The 18,708-nt window shown below is 57.1% G+C and carries 19 protein-coding genes; 7 read left to right on the top strand and 12 right to left on the bottom strand.

The window, feature by feature from the left end; translation table 11 throughout:
* Positions 1-4: 4 nt before the first annotated feature.
* Positions 5-1,312, bottom strand: coding sequence for an MFS transporter (locus tag LQK91_RS05365; protein ID WP_105099194.1), 1,308 nt, complete (start codon positions 1,310-1,312; stop codon positions 5-7).
* Between the two features lie 554 nt (positions 1,313-1,866).
* Between LQK91_RS05365 and LQK91_RS05360 the strand changes: the two genes are divergently transcribed.
* Positions 1,867-2,760 (top strand): dihydrodipicolinate synthase family protein, encoded by an 894-nt coding sequence (locus LQK91_RS05360; RefSeq protein WP_078804391.1) that lies wholly within the window; start codon positions 1,867-1,869, stop codon positions 2,758-2,760.
* 14 nt (positions 2,761-2,774) lie between these two features.
* On the opposite strand, the gene LQK91_RS05355 is transcribed toward LQK91_RS05360, so the two are convergent.
* From LQK91_RS05355 to LQK91_RS05345, 3 genes are all read right to left on the bottom strand, one after another.
* Complete coding sequence (locus LQK91_RS05355; RefSeq protein WP_105099193.1) at positions 2,775-3,269, bottom strand: AAA family ATPase; 495 nt, start codon at positions 3,267-3,269, stop codon at positions 2,775-2,777.
* A gap of 271 nt (positions 3,270-3,540) precedes the next feature.
* Entirely contained in the window at positions 3,541-3,780 is a 240-nt protein-coding gene (locus tag LQK91_RS05350; protein WP_008925164.1) for a hypothetical protein, read from the bottom strand.
* Between the two features lie 265 nt (positions 3,781-4,045).
* Positions 4,046-4,375 carry a cupin domain-containing protein gene (locus LQK91_RS05345; RefSeq protein WP_003853538.1) on the bottom strand — a complete coding sequence of 110 codons (330 nt, stop codon included), beginning with the start codon at positions 4,373-4,375 and terminating at the stop codon, positions 4,046-4,048.
* A 139-nt stretch (positions 4,376-4,514) separates the two neighbouring features.
* On the opposite strand from LQK91_RS05345, the gene LQK91_RS05340 reads away from it, so the two are divergent.
* Positions 4,515-5,153 carry an RpiB/LacA/LacB family sugar-phosphate isomerase gene (locus LQK91_RS05340; RefSeq protein ID WP_003853539.1) on the top strand — a complete coding sequence of 213 codons (639 nt, stop codon included), beginning with the start codon at positions 4,515-4,517 and terminating at the stop codon, positions 5,151-5,153.
* A 66-nt stretch (positions 5,154-5,219) separates the two neighbouring features.
* On the opposite strand, the gene LQK91_RS05335 is transcribed toward LQK91_RS05340, so the two are convergent.
* The 6 genes from LQK91_RS05335 to LQK91_RS05310 form a co-directional block, all read right to left on the bottom strand.
* A complete protein-coding gene (locus tag LQK91_RS05335; RefSeq protein WP_033762966.1) occupies positions 5,220-5,984 on the bottom strand; it encodes an ABC transporter ATP-binding protein in 765 nt (254 codons plus the stop codon).
* 9 nt (positions 5,985-5,993) lie between these two features.
* Positions 5,994-6,860 (bottom strand): ABC transporter ATP-binding protein, encoded by an 867-nt coding sequence (locus LQK91_RS05330; protein WP_105099284.1) that lies wholly within the window; start codon positions 6,858-6,860, stop codon positions 5,994-5,996.
* Complete coding sequence (locus LQK91_RS05325; protein ID WP_003853540.1) at positions 6,832-7,737, bottom strand: ABC transporter permease; 906 nt, start codon at positions 7,735-7,737, stop codon at positions 6,832-6,834. The genes LQK91_RS05330 and LQK91_RS05325 overlap by 29 nt, the downstream gene beginning before the upstream one ends.
* Complete coding sequence (locus LQK91_RS05320; protein WP_003853543.1) at positions 7,734-8,765, bottom strand: ABC transporter permease; 1,032 nt, start codon at positions 8,763-8,765, stop codon at positions 7,734-7,736. The genes LQK91_RS05325 and LQK91_RS05320 overlap by 4 nt, the downstream gene beginning before the upstream one ends.
* Positions 8,762-10,393 (bottom strand): ABC transporter substrate-binding protein, encoded by a 1,632-nt coding sequence (locus LQK91_RS05315; protein ID WP_105099192.1) that lies wholly within the window; start codon positions 10,391-10,393, stop codon positions 8,762-8,764. The genes LQK91_RS05320 and LQK91_RS05315 overlap by 4 nt, the downstream gene beginning before the upstream one ends.
* Before the next feature lie 103 nt (positions 10,394-10,496).
* Positions 10,497-11,651, bottom strand: coding sequence for a mandelate racemase family protein (locus LQK91_RS05310; RefSeq protein ID WP_105099191.1), 1,155 nt, complete (start codon positions 11,649-11,651; stop codon positions 10,497-10,499).
* Between the two features lie 351 nt (positions 11,652-12,002).
* Here LQK91_RS05310 and LQK91_RS05305 point away from each other — a divergent pair, with 351 nt between their 5' ends.
* From LQK91_RS05305 to LQK91_RS05290, 4 genes are all read left to right on the top strand, one after another.
* Positions 12,003-13,118, top strand: coding sequence for an ABC transporter substrate-binding protein (locus tag LQK91_RS05305; protein WP_003853552.1), 1,116 nt, complete (start codon positions 12,003-12,005; stop codon positions 13,116-13,118).
* Between the two features lie 165 nt (positions 13,119-13,283).
* On the top strand, positions 13,284-13,691 hold the full coding sequence (locus tag LQK91_RS05300) for a DUF2231 domain-containing protein (protein ID WP_105099190.1): 408 nt from the start codon (positions 13,284-13,286) through the stop codon (positions 13,689-13,691).
* A gap of 12 nt (positions 13,692-13,703) precedes the next feature.
* On the top strand, positions 13,704-15,005 hold the full coding sequence (locus tag LQK91_RS05295; protein WP_003853556.1) for a PQQ-dependent sugar dehydrogenase: 1,302 nt from the start codon (positions 13,704-13,706) through the stop codon (positions 15,003-15,005).
* A gap of 630 nt (positions 15,006-15,635) precedes the next feature.
* Complete coding sequence (locus LQK91_RS05290; protein WP_039660257.1) at positions 15,636-16,268, top strand: DapH/DapD/GlmU-related protein; 633 nt, start codon at positions 15,636-15,638, stop codon at positions 16,266-16,268.
* Positions 16,269-16,304: 36 nt separating this feature from the next.
* Here the strand turns inward: LQK91_RS05290 and LQK91_RS05285 are convergent, their stop codons facing one another.
* Together LQK91_RS05285 and LQK91_RS05280 are read right to left on the bottom strand one after the other, a co-directional pair.
* Positions 16,305-16,571 carry a hypothetical protein gene (locus LQK91_RS05285; protein ID WP_039660253.1) on the bottom strand — a complete coding sequence of 89 codons (267 nt, stop codon included), beginning with the start codon at positions 16,569-16,571 and terminating at the stop codon, positions 16,305-16,307.
* A 249-nt stretch (positions 16,572-16,820) separates the two neighbouring features.
* Positions 16,821-18,023 carry an MFS transporter gene (locus tag LQK91_RS05280; protein WP_105099189.1) on the bottom strand — a complete coding sequence of 401 codons (1,203 nt, stop codon included), beginning with the start codon at positions 18,021-18,023 and terminating at the stop codon, positions 16,821-16,823.
* Positions 18,024-18,151: 128 nt separating this feature from the next.
* Here LQK91_RS05280 and LQK91_RS05275 point away from each other — a divergent pair, with 128 nt between their 5' ends.
* On the top strand, positions 18,152-18,607 hold the full coding sequence (locus tag LQK91_RS05275) for a winged helix-turn-helix transcriptional regulator (RefSeq protein WP_008925175.1): 456 nt from the start codon (positions 18,152-18,154) through the stop codon (positions 18,605-18,607).
* The last annotated feature ends 101 nt before the right edge of the window (positions 18,608-18,708 follow it).

Raw genomic sequence — 18,708 nt, 5'->3', positions numbered from 1 at the left:
TTCCTCAGCTAACAGTTTCATGGGCAGGCGTGACGGCACTGCGGGTACGACGATAGAGGTAGAGTGTCGCGCCCAGAGCGCAAACTGCCGCAAAACTCATCCAGTAACCTGGCGAGGCTTTATCGCCGGTCATCTCAATCAGGCCGGTTGACATCACCGGGGTAAAACCACCGAACAGCGCTGTTGCCAGGCTGTAGGCCAGTGAGAAGCCCGCCACACGGACTTCCGCGGGCATAATTTCGGTCAGCGCCGGGATCATCGCGCCGTTGTAGAGCCCGTAGATCATCGACAGCCACAGCAGTACACCCAGCATCATCGAAAAGCCTGGTGCCGCCGCCAGCATGCTCAGGGCCGGATAGGTGGTGACGATCGCCAGCAGTGTCATGGCGACCAGTACAGGCTTACGGCCAAAGCGGTCGGAGATCGCGCCGCCAATCGGCAGCCAGATAAAGTTCGACACTGCTACCAGCAAGGTCACCAGCAGGCTGTCAGAGGCGCTGAGCAGCAGCACTTTTTTGCCAAAGGTCGGCGCATAAACCGTAATCAGGTAAAACGCCGTGGTGGTCATCGCCACCATCAGCATCCCGGCAATCACCACCTGCCAGTTAGCCAGCAGGATGCGGAACACCTGCTTCACATCGGGATGGCTGCGACGGTTGTTGAACGCCTGTGTCTCTTCAAGTTTGCGACGCAATATGAAGATAAACGGCACAATCAGACAGCCAAACAGGAACGGAATACGCCAGCCCCATTCACGGATGGCGCTCTCTTCCAGCACGGCGTTGAGGATAAAGCCCATCGCCGCCGCCACCATAATGGCGACCTGCTGGCTACCCGACTGCCAGCTGGTGTAGAAGCCCTTGCGGCCCGGCGTAGCGATCTCCGCCAGATAGACCGACACGCCGCCCAGCTCTGCTCCGGCGGAGAAGCCCTGTAACAACCGACCGATCAGCACCAGCATCGGCGCCCACAGGCCAATGCTCTGGTAGGAGGGGATCAGCACGATCATAAAGGTGCCTGCCGCCATGATGGAGAGCGTGACAATCAGGCCCTTACGGCGACCGACCTTATCGATGTACGCTCCCAGTACCACTGCGCCAATCGGGCGCATCAGGAATCCTGCGCCGAACACGGCAAAGGTCATCATCAGTGAGGCGAACTCACTGCTGGCCGGGAAAAAGGTATGGGCGATGTAAGTGGCATAGAAACCAAACAGGAAGAAATCGAACTGTTCGAGGAAATTGCCGGAGGTAACACGAAATATGGCGCCAATCCTGGCGCGATGAGTCATGGGTGAGGTCGTTTGCATCAGTAACTCCAGTAAGGTTTGACGCTTTTTGCCGCGCCTGTTACTGAAGAGTGGATCAGCGCCCGTCGCTAAATAAGTGCAAAAAAGGCATTGATTGATGTGTGGGGAACATGATTTCTGGGGGTTATCATATAAAACCTATTTTATTCAGCAAGTTGAAGCGGATGGCTGTTTTTCTGCTCGTGTTAACGTGCGTGAGATAAGTTTGCGGAATTGTGACAGATTTCATATGCGTGTTACCGTCTAAAACGGAGATTCTGGCGTGACCAGAGGTCAGCGATGCTGGGGGCAAAGAGGTTCAGGACCGAGGTGGCGTGGAGGCATCAGGCAACGGTGATGTCGAAAAACGTACGTAGAGTTGCAGGTAGCGCATCTGCTGTTCGGGTCGTGCCTCGGCTTCAAACAGTACGGCAATCATCGCTATTTCCTTTGGGTAAGAGCAAAAAGGGCTGTAGCGCAAAAATAGCGGGCGGGGCAAAGCCATGCTTCGGCCAGTGACGAAATATGACTGTACAGGTGATAACCAGCCCGAACAGTCTCATGATGGAGCAAAGCGTATGTTCAGCGGACTCAGTGCCTTTCCCCTTACTCCTTTTGCCGATGGCAAACCCGATGAAGCGGCCTTTCTTCGGATCCTGCGCAGGCTGACGGAGGCAAAAGTCGATTCTCTGGGCGTGCTGGGGTCCACCGGCAGCTACGCCTGGCTGACACGGGCACAGCGCAGGCGCATTGCTGAGCGGGCCGTTGAACATGCGGAGGCGATTCCAGTGATGATCTGCATTGGCGCGATAAATACTGATGAGGTGCTGGCGCTGGCAGAGGATGCGCAGCAGGCGGGCGCAGCCGCTTTACTGCTGCCACCGCTGGGGTATCAGACGTTGAAAGAAGATGAGGTGTTTACGCTGTTTGAAACCGTGACGCGACACGCCTCGGTGCCAGTCTGCATTTATGACAATCCGGGCACCACCCATTTTACGTTCTCCGATGCGTTACTGAGCCGGATTGCCTCACTTCCCGGTATCGGGTCGGTAAAAATTCCCGGTGTTCCGGCGGCGCAATCGGCAGCAAATGATCGCCTGGCCCAACTGCGCGACATACTGCCTGCTTCCGTGTCGGTTGGCATCAGCGGCGACGCGTCTGCTGCCAATGCGTTGATTGCAGGCTGTGATGGCTGGTATTCCGTGTGCGGCGGGCTGTTCCCACGTGTCGCGAAAGCAATGACCGACGCAGCAGCAGCAGGTGATCATGAGAGCGTCAGGGCGCAGTCGGAGCGCCTGCAGCCTTTGTGGTCGCTGTTCCGCCAGCACGGCGGCAGCTTCAGGGTGATGAATGCCGCAGCAGGTCTGCTGGGACTGACGGCACGCGACTGCCTGCCGCGTCCGCTGTTGCCACTCTCTGATGCGGATAACCAGCAGATTGCTGAGGTGCTTGCGGCACTCGATCTCTCGTAAATTTGCAGAAGATGTTAACTGTGCCGCACGAGGTTAAAGCCTTCCTCCTCCTGCGGCGGTTCAAAATAGCGGGTAATCAGCGTGAACTGCTCGTCCGTGGCGGCAAAGGCGTGTTCGCCGCTCTGATTACGGGCGTGCAGACGCGCTTTACACAGCGCGTCCGGCACATCCAGATAATGCAGGCGATGGTCGGCAGAGGATGCCTCAATCACCGAGCGCATCCAGTCACGATTCCCCCGGGTGTTGGCCGGAAAATCGAGCACAACCGATACGCCTGCGTTAAGCAATGCGACCAGATGCGGCGTCATCGCCTTCCTGAGCTTTGCCGCAACACGCACGTAATCAGCCACCGATTGCATCTCATCCTTATAGAGTGCGGCCAGCCACTGATCTTCGCTGATCACTACGCAACCGGGCGCAGCACCCAGCTGTGCTGCCAGCGTCGATTTCCCGGACGCTATTTTTCCACACAGCAGATGCAGCGTGGCAGGGAAAGAGGTCATGGTCATAGCACGCCTGTGGAACCTGATAATAAATCGGGAAGATTCAGGCTAACAAAAGAGTTGAAAGAGAAGCAATGAGAGTCGTCGGGTCGGTTTAACAAGGTCGTACACGTATATCAGCTATCAGCTATCAATATTCGCGTCGGTGTAAATTACGGTGCAAAAAAAGCGGCAGCTTTTCAGCAGAGGTGACGCGCCTGAACGGGGAAATACGGTCAGGCGGGTTTTCGTGGTAATGCCCGGTGTTGAATCTGTGCTGAACAGCCAGCCACAGACTTCATTTTTGGGCCATCAGCAACGTCAGCAGTTCACGGCAACAGGCTTCTTCTTCAGCACTGTCCGCAGAGGCCAGATGACGCAGTAACTCCATACAGCTTTTTTCCTTGCCCGCTTCCAGTAACTCTTCGATTAGAAAATTAAGTTTATCCTGCTCAGATGCAGCAAAGGATGAACGGAACTCACTATTAACCGGCGCGTTGTGATTCAGCGGCAAGGTAAGGGTGTTTTGCATCGGCATATTATTATCCTTTTACGGGTTAAAAAACGAACTGTCGTTGTCATTAAACTTATACAACGATCTTCATTTTGTACAGAAGTGAGCCCGAATGATTTTTTACAGGAAGCTAAGCGCAGCGCGGCCTGAGGGGAAACTGTGGTGAATCATTCAGTTAGCTGGGAAGGGAATGGTGGAAAAGTTGTACGCGTTTTAAGTCAAATTTTTCGTGCAGGAAAAATGGGCATTCATGCGGCAGTTCATGAGGCGGCCCGCCGGGCCGCCTGCACTATTTCGTGGTCAGGAAATCTTCGCGCTGTGGCGTAAAGGTATCCAGCAGCACGCCAGCCTCAAGACAGACACAGCCATGAACCACATTGGGTGCTTTATAGAGTGTGTCCCCAGCGCCAACTTCCCGGGTTTCACCGTTGATGGTGAAGGCAAAGCGTCCGCTCAGCACATAGGTCAGCTGCTCATGGGGATGATGATGCAGCGGACCGATGGCGTCTTTTTCAAAACGCACTTCCACTGCCATCATTGTGCCGCCATGTGCCAGTACGCGGCGGGTCACGCCGTTACCCAGATCTTCCAGTGGTCGCTCTTTGTGGTAGATAAACATCATTGTCCTCACGCAGTCGTGGGCGCTGCAATGGCCGTTTTGTGATGGGCCTCACAGCACCAGGGTGAATTAATCCATGCACTTTAATGGTTTTTCTCTAAAATGAAACGGTGTTTCATTTATTTTACGAGGGTAGATCATGAAAATCGCGTTAATGATGGAAAACAGTCAGGCCGCTAAAAACGTTACCGTGCTGAAAGAACTGGAAGGCGTCGCGCAGCCGCTGGGCCATCAGGTCTTCAACGTCGGGATGAGCGATGAGCAGGATCATCATCTGACCTACATTCACCTCGGCATCCAGGCCAGCGTGCTGCTTAACAGCCAGGCAGTGGATTTTGTCGTTGCGGGCTGTGGCACCGGCCAGGGCGCGCTGATGTCGCTTAACATCCATCCGGGCGTGGTCTGTGGCTACTGTATCGATCCGGCGGATGCTTACCTGTTCGCGCAAATCAACAACGGCAATGCCTTATCTCTGCCATTTGCTAAAGGTTTTGGTTGGGGCGCTGAGCTGAACCTGCGCTTTATCTTTGAAAAAGCGTTCACGGGCGAGAAGGGCAATGGCTATCCGCCAGAGCGTAAAGAGCCACAGGTGCGAAACGCCGGTCTGCTGAATCAGGTCAAGGCTGCGGTGATCAAAGAGAACTACCTTGATACCCTGCGTGCCATCGATCCTGAACTGGTTCGCACCGCCGTCAGCGGCCCGCGTTTCCAGCAGTGCCTGTTTGAGCATGGCAAAAACCAGGAGATCGTTGCTTTTGTGCGTCAGCTGACCCACTAACGCATTCGATATCACAGGGCCGGTCCAGCCGGCCTTTTTTGATTCTTTTCAGATACCCGCTGATATTCAGCCCGGCTGCGCCAGCGCCGCATGATTGTGGCGACTCGCTTCCACCAGCATCCGCGTATAGGGCATTGCGGCGCGATCGGCCACCAGCGTCGGCACATCCAGCGTCTCCAGCACTTTGCCCTGTTGCATGACGGCTACGCGATGGCAGAGATGCGCCACCACGCCAAGATCGTGCGTCACCATCAGATAAGTCAGGTTCTCCTGCTGCTGCAGATCGCTGAGCAGATTCAGGATCTCCGCCTGCACCGAAACATCCAGTGCGGAGGTCGGCTCATCCAGCAGCAGCACGCGTGGCTCCAGAATCAGCGCCCTGGCAATTGCCACGCGCTGACGCTGACCACCGGATAGCTGGTGGGGATAACGCGTCTGCCAGGCGCGATTCAATCCAACCTTATCCAGCATCGCCACGACCCGCTGCTGACGCTGCCCGATACCCTGAATCTGCAACGGCTCTTCCAGAATGTCGCCCAGCGTGTGACGCGGATGCAATGAACCGTAAGGATCCTGAAACACCATCTGCACCTGCCGACAGCGTGCCCGAACGATGTGATGCGCCAGTGGCTGACCATCAATCATCAGCTCTCCCTGCCAGTGAGTGAACAGCCCCGCCAGACACTTCAGTACCGTGGTTTTGCCCGATCCCGATTCACCGACCAGCCCGAAGATTTCACCCTGATTAACCTGCAGATTTACGTCGAACAGCACCTGATTCCGCGCGCCCTCATCGCCAAAGCTGAGGTTGAGATTTTTCACATTAATCATCACCACTCCTTAATCGGTTAACCAGCTTGCTTGACGTTGTAACACCGGCAGGCGTGTGCGGCGGTGATCAAGGTCGGGCAGCGCCGCCAGCAGTCCCTGCGTGTAAGGATGCTGTGCGCGATCGAGGTCACAGGCGGCCAGTGACTCCACGACGCGCCCGGCATACATCACCAGCACCCGATCGCAAAAGCTGCGCACCAGATTGATATCGTGACTGATAAAAATCAGCCCCAGTCCGCGCGCTTTCACCAGATCATTGAGCAGTGCCAGCACCTGCAGTCGTACTGAGACATCCAGCGCAGAGGTCGGCTCATCGGCAATCACCAGTTCCGGTTCGGTGATCAACATCATGGCAATCATCACGCGCTGACCCTGACCGCCGGAAATCTCATGAGGATAGAGCTGATAAACCCGTTCTGGATCGCGGATCTGCACTTCCTCCAGCATTGCCAGCGCCCGCTGACGTGCTGCCGATTTCTGATCGCGATGATGACTACGCCAGGCCTCGGCGATCTGCTCACCAACCCGAATCACCGGATTCAGCGAATATTTCGGGTCCTGCATAATCATTGAGATGCGTTTGCCACGAATGGCGCGCATCTGCGCCGGGCTGGCGTGCAGCAGGTCGATATCGCCAAACTGCATCCGGCTCGCCTCAATGCGCGCCTTCGCCGGATGCAGCTGCAGCAGGGCGCGACCCACGGTTGATTTACCGGAGCCAGACTCGCCGACTATCGCCAGCTTCTCCTGACCGAGCTGAAAAGAGACGCCGCGCACCGCCGGGGTTGCCTGGCGTCCGTTAATAAAGTTCACGTGCAAATCGCGCACGTCGAGCAACGGCGAGGCGTTACTCACTGCGGGGATCGAGCAGGTCACGTAGGCCATCTCCTAAGAAATTAAATGCCAGGCTGTTAATCAGGATCGCCAGACCGGGCACGGTGACCACCCACCAGCACTCCAGCATGTAGGTGCGGCCGCTGGCGATCATCGCGCCCCATTCCGGATCGGGCGGCTGTGCGCCCAGCCCGAGAAATCCCAGCCCGGCGGCAGTGAGGATAATGCCCGCCATATTCATGGTGATGCGGATAATCACCGACGGCAGGCAGAGCGGAATAATATGTTTCCACAGCACCCGCAGCGGCGATGCGCCCTGTAAACGGACCGCTGAGATAAAGTCCGCCTGACGCAGCGACAGCGTTTCGGCGCGCGCCAGACGGGCGATAGGCGGCCACGCGGTGAGCGTAATGGCAATCACCACATGCTCCAGACCCGGGCCCAGGGCGGCAACAAACGCCAGCGCCAGTACCAGGCTCGGGAAGGAGATAAAGATATCGGTGACGCGCATCAGCACGCTATCGACTTTGCCGCCGAAGTAACCGGCGGTGACGCCCAGCAGCAGGCCCAGTGGCCCGACAGTGACCGACACCAGCAGTACAATGTAAAGCGTGATGCGCGCGCCCCAGACCAGACGGCTGAAGATATCGCGGCCAAACTCGTCGGTGCCAAACCAGTGGGCTGCACCGGGCGGTGTCAGGGCGTTGTTCAGATCCTGAATCAGCGGATGATATGGCGCGATCCAGGGCGCAAACAGTGCGACGATGCAGAGCAGCAGCACAATGCCGCCGCCAATGGCGGTGAGGGGATTACAGGCCATGCGCCAGAGGAAATAGCCGCAGCGGGCTGCAAACCGCTGGCAGCGTGCCAGACGCTCGCGGGAGTGACTTACAGAGGCAGTGTCAAAGGAGATCGTCATACTTTGGTCCTCGGATCAAACACCTGATAGAGCAGGTCGGAGATCAGGTTAAGCAGTACAAAAATCAGGCCCACCACCAGCACACAGCCCATCACCGCATTCATATCGCCCAGCATCAGGCTGCCGGTGAGGTAAGAACCAAAGCCGGGCCAGGAGAAGACCGTTTCGATCAGTACCGCGCCCTCCAGCAGCGAGCCATAGGCCAGCGCCACGACGGTCAGTAGCTGCACCAGGATGTTGCGGAAGGCGTGCTGCCAGATCACCTGCCATTCGGTCAGGCCTTTGACCCGGGCGGTCAGGATGAACTCCTGCGAGAGCTGCGCCAGCATAAAGCTGCGCGTCATGCGGCTGATATAGGCCATAGAGTGAAAACCCAGCAGCGAGGCGGGCAGTACCAGATGGTTGAGTGCGTTCCAGAATACCTGGCTGTTGCCGGCCAGCAGGGCGTCGATCAGCATGAAGCCGGTGCGATGGGGCACAATGCCATCCAGGCTGAAATCCACCCGTCCTGCGCCGCCGACCCAGCCGAGATGGGCATAGAACAGCAGCAGGCCCATCATGCCGACCCAGAAGATCGGCGTGGAGTAACCGGCCAGACTGAGCATCCGCACCACATAGTCGATGACGCTGTTACGGCGTGCCGCCGCCAGCACACCCAGCGGTACGCCGAGGCCCGCACCAATCACAATTGCCAGCGTGGCCAGCTCTACTGTGGCGGGAAAGACGCGCAGAATGTCGTATACCACCGGCTGACCGGTGAGCAGCGCATGGCCGAGATCGCCATGCAGCAGCGCGTTAAGGTAGATGCCAAACTGTACCCACAGCGGTTTATCAAAGCCGAGCTGGTGGTAGACCTGCTGGTAAGTGGCCTGATCGGCGTCGGGGCCGACAATCGCCAGCACCGGATCCAGCGGCATTACCCGGCCAATAAAAAAGGTCAGCAGCAGCAGGCCGAACAGGGTAATCAGCACCTGCACCGCGCGATGGGTGATGCGACGGCACTGATGTCGGGTCAGGGTCAGAATCATGGGGTGCCTCCCGCCAGGGCTTCAGGGGTTTTCCAGACGTCGCGCAGAAAGGTGGTCGCGGAGGGATGGGGCTGATACGCCTGCACCCGGTTACTGACCACCACGGAGTCGAGCATTTGTGAAATCGGCATCAGCGCAGGCACCAGCTGGTCATAGCGTTGCTGGATGGCGAAATAGTCCTGCTGCTGACGGGATTTGTCGCGTTCAACCAATGCCTGATCGATCATGCGGTTAAGCTGCGCGTCGTAGAAACCGGTGCGCCAGCCCTGAAAGTTAGTCAGCCGGGCGCTGTCCGCATTGTTCGGGTTGTAGACCAGCGAACGCAGGCTGGAGTGGGGATGCGGCTCTACACCGCTGCCGCCGCGTCCGACCAGCAGATTAAACTGACGATCGCGCATCGCGCCATAAATCTGGTTGCCGGTGCCGGTAATGATTTTTGCGCGAATCCCGCCCTGCAGCAGCGTTGACTGCACCGCGATGGCGATATTCAGGAACGGCTGATCGGCCAGCACCCGCAGCGTGGTGTCGAAGCCGTCCGGATAACCCGCCTCAGCCAGCAATGCCCGGGCACGCGGCACATCAAGCCGGTAACCGGGGTCGGGTAGCGTGGCGGGCATCCCGGCCTGAATCGGGCGCTGATGGAGTTCGCCGTAGCCGGTCATCAGGCTCTTATTGATGCCCTGATAATCGACCAGATAGCGGACCGCCTCACGCACTTTGCTATTCCCGAAGTGCGGATCTTTCATGCTCATCGCCAGGTAATAAATCGTCCCTTTTCTGACTGCGTCGATGGTGAGGTCGGGATCGTGGCGCAGGGCGCGCACGTCGGGGATCGCCATGTTACTGGCAATATCCAGGTCGCCTTTCTCCATCATCAGCCGCAGGGTCTGCGACTCCTGAAGGTGGCGGAACACCACCCGCGATATTTTTGCCTCTCCGCGCCAGTAGTCTGCCGCGCGACTCATCCGCAGCACATCTTTTGCCTGCCAGACATCCAGCCGGAACGGGCCGGAACCCGCTTCATGCGTGGTCAGCCAGCGGTTGCCCCAGTCGCCATCAACCTCATGCTGCTGCACCGTTTTGCGGTCCAGGACCACCATGCTGCCCAGCGCCGCCAGCGAGTAAATCACCAGTTGCGGATCGTTTGGCTTAGGAAGTGTGATCACCAGCGTGCGGTCGTCGGGGGCGGTGATCATCTGGTCAACGTTGTCGCGGCTGAAACCGTACGATTTCCACACCGATGCCTGCGCCAGATTCAGATGCAGCACCCGCCGCATCGACCAGACCGCATCGGCGCTGGTGAGCGGATTACCGGAATGAAACCTGACGTTGTCACGCAGGTGAAAGGTCAGGGTGCGGTTATCGGGGCTCACTGACCAGCGTTCGGCCAGCGCCGGGCGCACCTCGGTGAGCTGCTGCGGGTTCAGCTCAACCAGGCCGTCATAAAGATTCACCACTATGCCGACCACCTCGTTGCCGGTCATGGCGGCCGGATCCAGGGTGAGCAGGTTATTCATGTTCATGCCGACGATTAGCTGGTCATCCGGCGTTTTTGCCTGGATAGACGCGCTGCCCGTCAGCACCACCAGCGTGATCAGCCACGCGCCACATCGTTGTGTCAGGGTCATAAGTGAAGTCCAGCAGGTCAGAGGTTTTTTCCCCGTTTACCGCATCGACAGAGGTGCGCGGTAACGGGGTTCTTATTGTGTGCCGTACTTTCGGAAGTGCGATTTACCAGCGATTCAGCGTATGAGTCTCAATCCAGCTGAAATTAATATCTTCACCCAGTCCGTTTCCCGTGGGCAGGGTGACAAAGCCCTGATCGTCCATCGGATCAATCAGGCTATTGAGGTAGGCAGGCGGCGTCTCATAATCCAGGAAGGGATGCAGCAGGCCGCGCTCATACCAGCGGCAGTTACGAATCGCGCCGACCACCGCCAGGCTTGCTGCACCATTGCCGTGGACTTCACAATCCATACCAAAGGCTTCAGCCAGACTGGCCACTTTCAGCGTGGCAGAGATGCCGCCTACGCCATTGGCACCCGCACGCAGAATGTCGCACGCGCCGGCGCGAACCCAGTCGGCACGGCTGTGATGTTTACCGCCCAGACTTTCCGGGCCAAGCACGTCAATAGAGAGGTTGTCCGCCAGCCAGGCGTAAGAGGCCATGCTCTCTTCTTCCATTGGCTCCTCAAACCAGGCGAAATTAAGTTTTTCCAGTGCCTTGCCGATGGTCAGCGCGTCACTTCGGCTATACCAGTGGTAGCCATCCAGCATCAGTGCGATATCAGGGCCGACCGCTTCGCGCACTGCCGCGCAGGCTTTGATATCCATCGCCGGGCTGGGCGCAAAGGAGACCGGCGGCATCCAGGTGTGCAGCTTGATCGCCTGATACCCGCGCGCCACCAGCTTTTCAGCAAACTGTGCATACTCATCGGGCGTCGATAAACCACCGTTCAGCTCATCGCCACACATGGTGCTGCCGTAAGCCGGGATCTTCTCGCGATAGCCGCCCAGCAGCTTGTGGACCGGCTGTTTCAGTTTGCGCCCAATCAGATCCCACAGTGCCTGCTCCACAGCGGAGAGCGCCCGTTCGGTGAGCTGGTGGGCACTGCCGCGCTGCCAGTGCACCAGGTCCTGCCACAGACGCTCGCGGTCAAAGGCGTTCTGACCGATCAGCACCTTGCGGAAGAAGGCATTAACCACGTGAGAACGCACCACTTCCGGCGGCGCAAAGGCGTAACCGCAGTCGCCATCCTCGCTGGTCAGGGTCAGTAACGCCATCTGGGCATCATTCTCCGGACCCGGATGAGAGTGTCCTGCGCTGTCGGCGCAACGCTGGGTGGGATAAGTAAAAAGGGTGACATCAATGGCGCTGATCTTCACGGTTAAGCTCCTGTGGCAGGCTGTCCTGATGAATTATTAAAACGCTGTTTCATTTTAAATTTAGCGATCACAATTCATTAACGCATTAGCCAAAACGATACGATTAATGGCTAAAATATGTGCAGCCGCCCAGGCCGTTGTGAGCATATTCACGAAAGATGCGCGTTTTGTGAGCCGCGACACGCTGCGCTTTTTTGTGCCCGGAGGGAGCATTGTTTACCCTCTTCTCAGCCTGTTAACGCCGCGCTGCAAAATCATTTATTTGGATGACTTCCCCTGACCCCGGTTTTAGGTAATAGTAACGCCGTTTTACATTAATAATTCTCATTATCATTTGTGCGGGTTTTTACAATGAAAAAATGGTTTTTAGCGCTGGGGCTGTTGACGTTAGCCGGGACGGCTTCGGCCAAAATGATTACCGATGTTGCAGGCCGTCAGGTCGAGGTGCCGCAGGAGGCAAAACGCATCATTCTGGGCGAAGGGCGTCAGATCTATCTGCTGGCGGCGTTTGATACGGGTGCGCCGTTTAAGCGGGTGATTGGCTGGCGTGATGACCTGCATAAAGCGGACTGGGACGGTTATCAGGCTTATGAAAAACGCTATCCGGAAATTAAAAAATTACCGACCTTTGGTGGCGCAAAAGATGGCACCTTCAACGTGGAACAGGCGTTAACCCTGAAGCCCGATCTGGTGCTGATGAATCTGGAATCCAAAGCTGCCACCGATGAAGGCAAGCTGATTGAAAAACTGCAGGCGGTGGGTGTGCCTGTTGTGTTTATCGATTTCCGCGAAGCCCCGATGGAGAACGCGGAGAAAAGTATCCGCATCATGGGCGAACTGGTGAATAAACCAGAGCGGGCGCAGGAAATTATTACCTTCCGCCAGCAGCAGATTGACCTTGTCACCTCGCGTCTGAAAAACTTTACCGGCTACCGGCCGAAAGTGATGATTGACCGTGCAGGCGGCTACAGCGACGAGTGCTGCATGTCGTTTGGTAATGAGAACTTTGGTCAGATGGTAGAGATAGCAGGCGGTCGCAATATCGCTAAAGATCTGATTCCTGGTACCTTCGGCACCGTTAACCCGGAGCAGATCATCGCCAGCCAGCCGGATGCGGTGGTGGTGACCGGCGCGAACTGGAAGAACTACAATACCGTGGGCAAATGGGTCGGCGTGGGTCCGGGTGCCAACGTCACTGAAGCCACGGCGCGTCTGAAAGCGCTGATGATGCGCGATGCTTTCAAAACTCTGCCGGTGGCGCACAACGGCAACGTCCACGCCATCTGGCATCAGTTCTATGATAGCCCGTATCAGTTTGTGGCGATTCAGGCGCTGGCGAAATGGCTGCACCCCGATCTGTTTGCTGATTTGGATCCGGACGCCACGTTCCGCACCTTCCACGAGAAGTTTCTGCCGCTGCCTTACCAGCCAGGATACTGGGTCACGTTACCCGCTGATAAGTCCTGACAGACCGGCGATGACAGGGACGTCATCCGCCTGATTTGCAATTCCTTTCGAATAAACCCTCTGTTTCTCTTCAGATTTACTAATCTTTTACAGGCGCGGTGTCGGTTGCTCTGAGCAGCGCGACGTCTGACCCGATCCGCATTCACGTTAAAAATGGAGAGAAACATGCGCAATACCCTGGGAAGATCGGCGTTTGCCGTGACGCTTTACGCTTTGCTGGAGCCAGTGCCGCTGGGCTTTTTTGTCGCCGCCTGGCTGTTCGACATTCTCTACATGCAGACCTATGTACAGTTCTGGACGGATGCCGCCAGCTGGCTGATTGCGCTGGGACTGATACTGGCGATTGTGCCGCGAATCATCGCGCTGGTTTATCTGTTTCGCGGCAGTGACAGTGCGGAGAAGGGCCATTTCTGGCTCTGGCTGGTGGCGATTGCGATCGCTATCGTCAATGCGTTTATTCACAGCCGTGATGCCGCCGCTGTGATCCCGCTGGGTGTGACGCTTTCGACGCTGGTGGTAGCACTGCTGCTGCTGGCGAATGTGCAACTTGCGTTACGTCAGCGTAGCGCTTAAGGAGGAGCCACCATGAACATACCGCATAAAACGCTGCTCGCGCTGACCCTGACCGCCTTGCTGGCAGGCTGTGATGAGGGTGCGCTGGTCGATCCGCAAAAGCAGACCGGACCGAACCCTGAACTGCCGCAGGCGAAGAATTTCTTTATGCCGCCAATGCAGGTGCCGGAAGGCACGCCCTGGAAAGCGGGCGAAATGCCAAAAGTGGCTGACGGGTTGAAGATTGAAAAAATTGCTGAGAATCTGCAGCATCCGCGTCAGGTCTATGTGCTGCCAAATAACGATGTGCTGGTGGCGGAATCCAACGGACCACCGAAGCCGACGACACGGCCTAAACAGCTGATCATGGGCATTGTGCAAAAAGCGTCAGGCAAAGGGGGAGAAGGCGGCAACCGCATTACGCTGTTGCGCAATGTTAACGGTAAATGGGAGCAGCATCGCTTTATTGAAAATCTGCATTCGCCGTTTGGTATGCAGCTGATTGGTAACACGCTCTATGTCGCGAACGCTGACAGCCTGGTGAAATTCCCCTATCGCGAAGGGGAAACGGAGATTCGCACCGCACCGGAAGAGGTGACAGAACTGCCGGGCGGACCGATTAACCACCACTGGACCAAGGCGCTGTTAGCCAGCCCCGATGGCAGCAAGCTCTATGTCGGTGTCGGCTCCAACAGTAACGTCACCGAGAACGGCATTGGCGCCGAGTATCGTCGTGCGGCGGTGCTGGAGGTGGACGCAGCCAGTGGTGCCAGCCGTATCTTCGCCAGCGGACTGCGCAATCCAACCGGCTTACAGTGGGAGCCGCAGAGCGGCAAGCTGTGGGCTGTGGTCAATGAGCGTGATGAAATCGGCTCCGATCTGGTGCCTGATTACATGACCTCAGTGCAGGATAAAGGCTTCTACGGCTGGCCCTACAGCTACTATGGCCAGCATGTGGATACCCGTGCCGAACCGCAGCGCCCCGATCTGGTAGAGAAAGCGATCAAGCCCGATTATGCCCTGAGTTCACATGTCGCGCCGCTGGGTCTGCTGTTTTATGGCGCCGATAACATGCCGCAATACCGTGGTGGCGCGTTTATCAGTGAGCATGGCAGCTGGAACCGGACACCGCTGAATGGCTATAAAGTGGTGTGGGTGAAATTCGAGAATGGCAAGCCAGTAGGGCAGCCGCAGACGGTGGTCTCGGGCTTCCTGACGGATGACGAAAAGCAGGTGCGCGGTTTGCCGGTGGGTCTGGCCAGCGACAAACAGGGCGGTGTCCTGATTGCTGACGATGCAGGTAATACCGTCTGGCGAATCAGCGCCGCGAAGTAAGTTCCGTGCTGCTTTTTTAAGCAGGAAGCAGGCATAAAAAAAGGATTTGGCATGTCGCCAAATCCTTTATTTTTTTGTTCGCTACCCGGCTGGTAACCGCGCTGCGAACGAGGTGCTCAGCACTCTCCACAGACAAGATTGTAAAATGTGCGGCTAAGGATTTCAAGTTTCGCCAAAATGCTGTATGTTTATACAGGTGTTGAGTGTTGAGCATCGCCTCATTGTCGACTGGCCGCTCCCAGGGGCACGGTTTTAAAATCCCGGCAGGCATCAGGTGGTGCTGGCCTGTGGCTTTAACCATGAGTGCCGCTCAGCCCTCTCCACAAAGATGTGCTTAGGCACCCGGCGGGTAGAGTCAAAGCCCTGGTTTGCCGAACAGCGCGCTCCTGTAAAAGGAGAAGGAAAGTGATGGAACTGACTAAGCTGATTCTGGATCTTATCCGGGTCATCTTGCAGATCATCGTTGCCCTTATGCAACTGACCGGTCACGCAGGTTAACCGGAACTTGAAACAAGGCGGAGCTAACCACTCCGCCTTTTTTCTTTGTCAATTCTCTGTCATCGGCGTTGTGTAAGGTGGTAAGGCAAAAAGCAGGCCGCCGGGGCGCTGCTTATCCAGACCGGGAGTAATATGTCCATTGCCGCCGTTGTACCTGCCCGTTTAGCGCACACCTGGATTGATGACACTGTGAAGATGCGGGAAACCACCGTGGGTCAGCAGTGTGAGATCCTGGCGCACAGTTCACTGGAATATAGCGAACTGGGTGACTTCTCCTATGTCGGCGAGCACTGCTGCCTGGCCGACACCAAGGTAGGGCGATTCTGCGCCATTGCCAATCAGGTGCGTATCGGTGCGCCAAATCATCCCATGGACCGCGCCTCTCAGCATCGCTTTACCTACTGCCCGGAGTATTATCATCACGATGCCCGACGGGACCAGGGCTTCTTTGCCGCCCGTCGCGCCGACCGTGTAGTGATCGGAAATGATGTCTGGATCGGTCACGGTGTCATTGTGCTGCCTGGCGTTACGATTGGAGATGGTGCGGTGCTGGCTGCGGGCGCCGTCGTGACGAAAAACGTTGCGCCTTACAGCGTGGTTGGCGGTGTGCCGGCCCGGCCACTGCGGGTGCGGTTTACCCCAGCGATTGCGGCCCGCCTTCAGCGCATTGCCTGGTGGAACTGGCCGCTGGAGAAATTGATGGCGAATCTGCCCGACTTTCAGCACGGCGACATCGACGCGTTCTGCCAGCGGCACGATAGTTAATTTGCTCATTATCCCGCTGACTGAGGGCGCGTCTGCCTATTTAAAAATGAGCCAGCCCGCCACGCTAAGCAGTCCCACGGTCAAAATGGCAAACACTTCCCCGCGAGCAAATGCATTCGCACGCTGCTGATCGTCATTATGAATGTCATGAAAACGTGCCAGCGCACGATTTTCATCAGGGGCGGTCACTTCTTCGAATTGTTTCTCGTAGCCGCGCTGAGACAGTTCAGCCGCGCCTGCGCTGTCGCTTCTCTCCAGCACGGTAATCTGGCGTCCATTCTTAAAAAAACAATATTCCGGCATGTGCTCCTCCTGGAACAGGGTGGCTGTGAGAAATAACCTATATGAACCGGCCGCGCGTTGTATAGCGAAGTCTTGAGACTCTGAATACTGGCGTCGCTTACCGCAAAGCATATCTGTCACGGATGATAACTTCCAGGCTGCTGAATGGTCTGCTGTGGCGGACTGTCCCTCTGTCCCTCGCACCACAGCACCACACCAGAGAGCCTCACCGAGCCATCAATGGAATAATGCTCTGCAGAGGTAATGTCATTAGTGACGCATACCGTACCAGCAGAGAAAGGCAGAGGCGCTGGCAGTTGCCCCGGCATAGCAGACCGCCTGCCATCCCCAGTGGGCGTAAAGCTGGGTAGCTGCAATCGCGCCCAGTGCACTGCCCAGCGAGTAAAAGCACATATAGGCACCGACCAGACGACTGGCTGCCTCGGGCCGGGCAGCCACCAGCAGGCTCTGATTAATCACATGTACCGTCTGAATAGCGAAGTCGAGCAGGACCACCCCGACTATCAGCAGCAGTAGCGAGCTTTGCAGCGCGGCTATCGGCAGCCAGGAGAAGGTCAGCAGCACCAGGGCGAAGCCGGTGGCTTGCTGCCCCCGTCCCTGGTCAGCCCATGCGCCTGCTCTGGAGGCCGCCAGCGCCCCGGCCAGACCCGCCAGTCCGAACATCCCAATCGCGGTGTGAGTCAGCGACAGGTCCGTCAGCGGCAGTACCATCGAAGACCAGAGCATACTAAAGGCCGCAAAAATCAGCAGCGCGAGGATGCCTCGCCTGCGCAACAGCGGTTCCGTCCGGAACAGCCGAAAAACCGACAGTAACAGCTGAGTGTAGGGGGTGCGCTGCGGCTGGCCGGTTGTGGCGTGCAGCACTTGCACCAGTACCAGCGAGATCAGCAGTAACAGGCAGGCGGCCGTCAGAAAGACCGCCCGCCAGCCCGCCAGATCGGCAATCATCCCGGAAATAAAGCGCGCCAGCAGAATGCCGATCACGATGCCACTGGTCACGCTACCCACCACCTGTCCACGCTGCGTGGGTGACGCCAGCATGGCGGCCCAGGCCACCATCAGCTGCGTGACTACCGCCATTAACCCCACCAGCAGCATCGCACAGAGCAGCGTCATCAGGTCGGGCGCGAAAGCCGCGGCGGTTAACGCCAGCACGGAAAGCACCAGCTGGGTGAGCACCAGTTTTTTGCGGTTGATGCAGTCGCCTAACGGCACCAGAAAGAGTAATCCGAGGGCGTAGCCGGTCTGAGTGACCGTGACCACCGTGCCAATGGTGCCGGGAGAAACCTGCAGGCTGGTGGCTATCAATTCCAGCAACGGCTGCGCCGAATAAACATTGGCGACCGCCAGTGCAGAGGTGAGTGAGAACAAAAAGATCATCCGGGGTGAGAGCACCGGCATCGCGGCGGGCGATGGATCGGCTTCCTGAGCCTTGCATGTCGTCGTGGTCATAATTATGCCTTCTGGTTTTTATTTGAAACTGGATTGGCATTATCATTAATCGAGCTGGTTTTTTTTTGCAACTTCTTTTCAAGGTGGCTAAGCTGGGTTCATCAGACAGGCAGAGTGAGAGAATAAAAATGGCTAAGCAGGAATCCCTGAGAACCAGCGAGTGTCCGGTTGCAAGAACCCTGGAGTCTATAGGTGAGCGCTGGTGCATGATGATCGTGCGTGAAGCCTTTGATGACGTCCGCAGATTCAGTGACTTCCAGCGCAACTTAGGGCTGGCGAAAAATATCCTGGCGTCGCGCCTGAAGCAGTTGGTGGAGATTGGGGTGTTTGAGATTGCGCCGGCCTCGGATGGCAGCGCCTACAGCGAATATGTCCTGACCGAAAGAGGCCGTTCACTGTTTCCGGTTGTGGTGGCTATGCGCCAGTGGGGCGAACGCTATCTGTTTGAAAAGGGCGAGACCCACTCGGTGTTGCTGGATAATGCGGAAGGCAAACCGCTGCCGCGTCTTGAAGTTTACTCGTCTCAGGGGCAGAAACTGGATCCCGCCGACTGCCATCGTCAGCGGGTCGTTGCTGAGGGTTAACCGTCGGAGTATCGCCTCCTCCCTGCACGCTGAGCCTGACCTACCTGGCATCGCACGCGATCCCGATCGGCGTTATCAGCCTGTCGATATCATCACATTTT

This window comes from Pantoea sp. MHSD4 (assembly GCF_021043305.1).
GTDB lineage: Bacteria > Pseudomonadota > Gammaproteobacteria > Enterobacterales > Enterobacteriaceae > Pantoea > Pantoea eucalypti.
This window is presented reverse-complemented; position numbering and strand designations above follow the sequence as displayed.

Excerpts from the sequence above, each read along its gene's own strand:
- LQK91_RS05360 (WP_078804391.1), top strand. The coding sequence starts at position 1,867 with ATGTTCAGCGGACTCAGTGCCTTTCCCCTTACTCCTTTTGCCGATGGC.
- LQK91_RS05355 (WP_105099193.1), bottom strand. The coding sequence starts at position 3,269 with ATGACCATGACCTCTTTCCCTGCCACGCTGCATCTGCTGTGTGGAAAA.
- LQK91_RS05345 (WP_003853538.1), bottom strand. The coding sequence starts at position 4,375 with ATGTTTATCTACCACAAAGAGCGACCACTGGAAGATCTGGGTAACGGC.
- LQK91_RS05285 (WP_039660253.1), bottom strand. The coding sequence starts at position 16,571 with ATGCCGGAATATTGTTTTTTTAAGAATGGACGCCAGATTACCGTGCTG.
- LQK91_RS05295 (WP_003853556.1), top strand. The coding sequence starts at position 13,704 with ATGAACATACCGCATAAAACGCTGCTCGCGCTGACCCTGACCGCCTTG.
- LQK91_RS05335 (WP_033762966.1), bottom strand. The coding sequence starts at position 5,984 with ATGATTAATGTGAAAAATCTCAACCTCAGCTTTGGCGATGAGGGCGCG.
- LQK91_RS05300 (WP_105099190.1), top strand. The coding sequence starts at position 13,284 with ATGCGCAATACCCTGGGAAGATCGGCGTTTGCCGTGACGCTTTACGCT.
- LQK91_RS05280 (WP_105099189.1), bottom strand. The coding sequence starts at position 18,023 with ATGACCACGACGACATGCAAGGCTCAGGAAGCCGATCCATCGCCCGCC.
- LQK91_RS05290 (WP_039660257.1), top strand. The coding sequence starts at position 15,636 with ATGTCCATTGCCGCCGTTGTACCTGCCCGTTTAGCGCACACCTGGATT.
- LQK91_RS05320 (WP_003853543.1), bottom strand. The coding sequence starts at position 8,765 with ATGATTCTGACCCTGACCCGACATCAGTGCCGTCGCATCACCCATCGC.
- LQK91_RS05350 (WP_008925164.1), bottom strand. The coding sequence starts at position 3,780 with ATGCCGATGCAAAACACCCTTACCTTGCCGCTGAATCACAACGCGCCG.
- LQK91_RS05275 (WP_008925175.1), top strand. The coding sequence starts at position 18,152 with ATGGCTAAGCAGGAATCCCTGAGAACCAGCGAGTGTCCGGTTGCAAGA.
- LQK91_RS05325 (WP_003853540.1), bottom strand. The coding sequence starts at position 7,737 with ATGACGATCTCCTTTGACACTGCCTCTGTAAGTCACTCCCGCGAGCGT.
- LQK91_RS05315 (WP_105099192.1), bottom strand. The coding sequence starts at position 10,393 with ATGACCCTGACACAACGATGTGGCGCGTGGCTGATCACGCTGGTGGTG.
- LQK91_RS05305 (WP_003853552.1), top strand. The coding sequence starts at position 12,003 with ATGAAAAAATGGTTTTTAGCGCTGGGGCTGTTGACGTTAGCCGGGACG.
- LQK91_RS05340 (WP_003853539.1), top strand. The coding sequence starts at position 4,515 with ATGAAAATCGCGTTAATGATGGAAAACAGTCAGGCCGCTAAAAACGTT.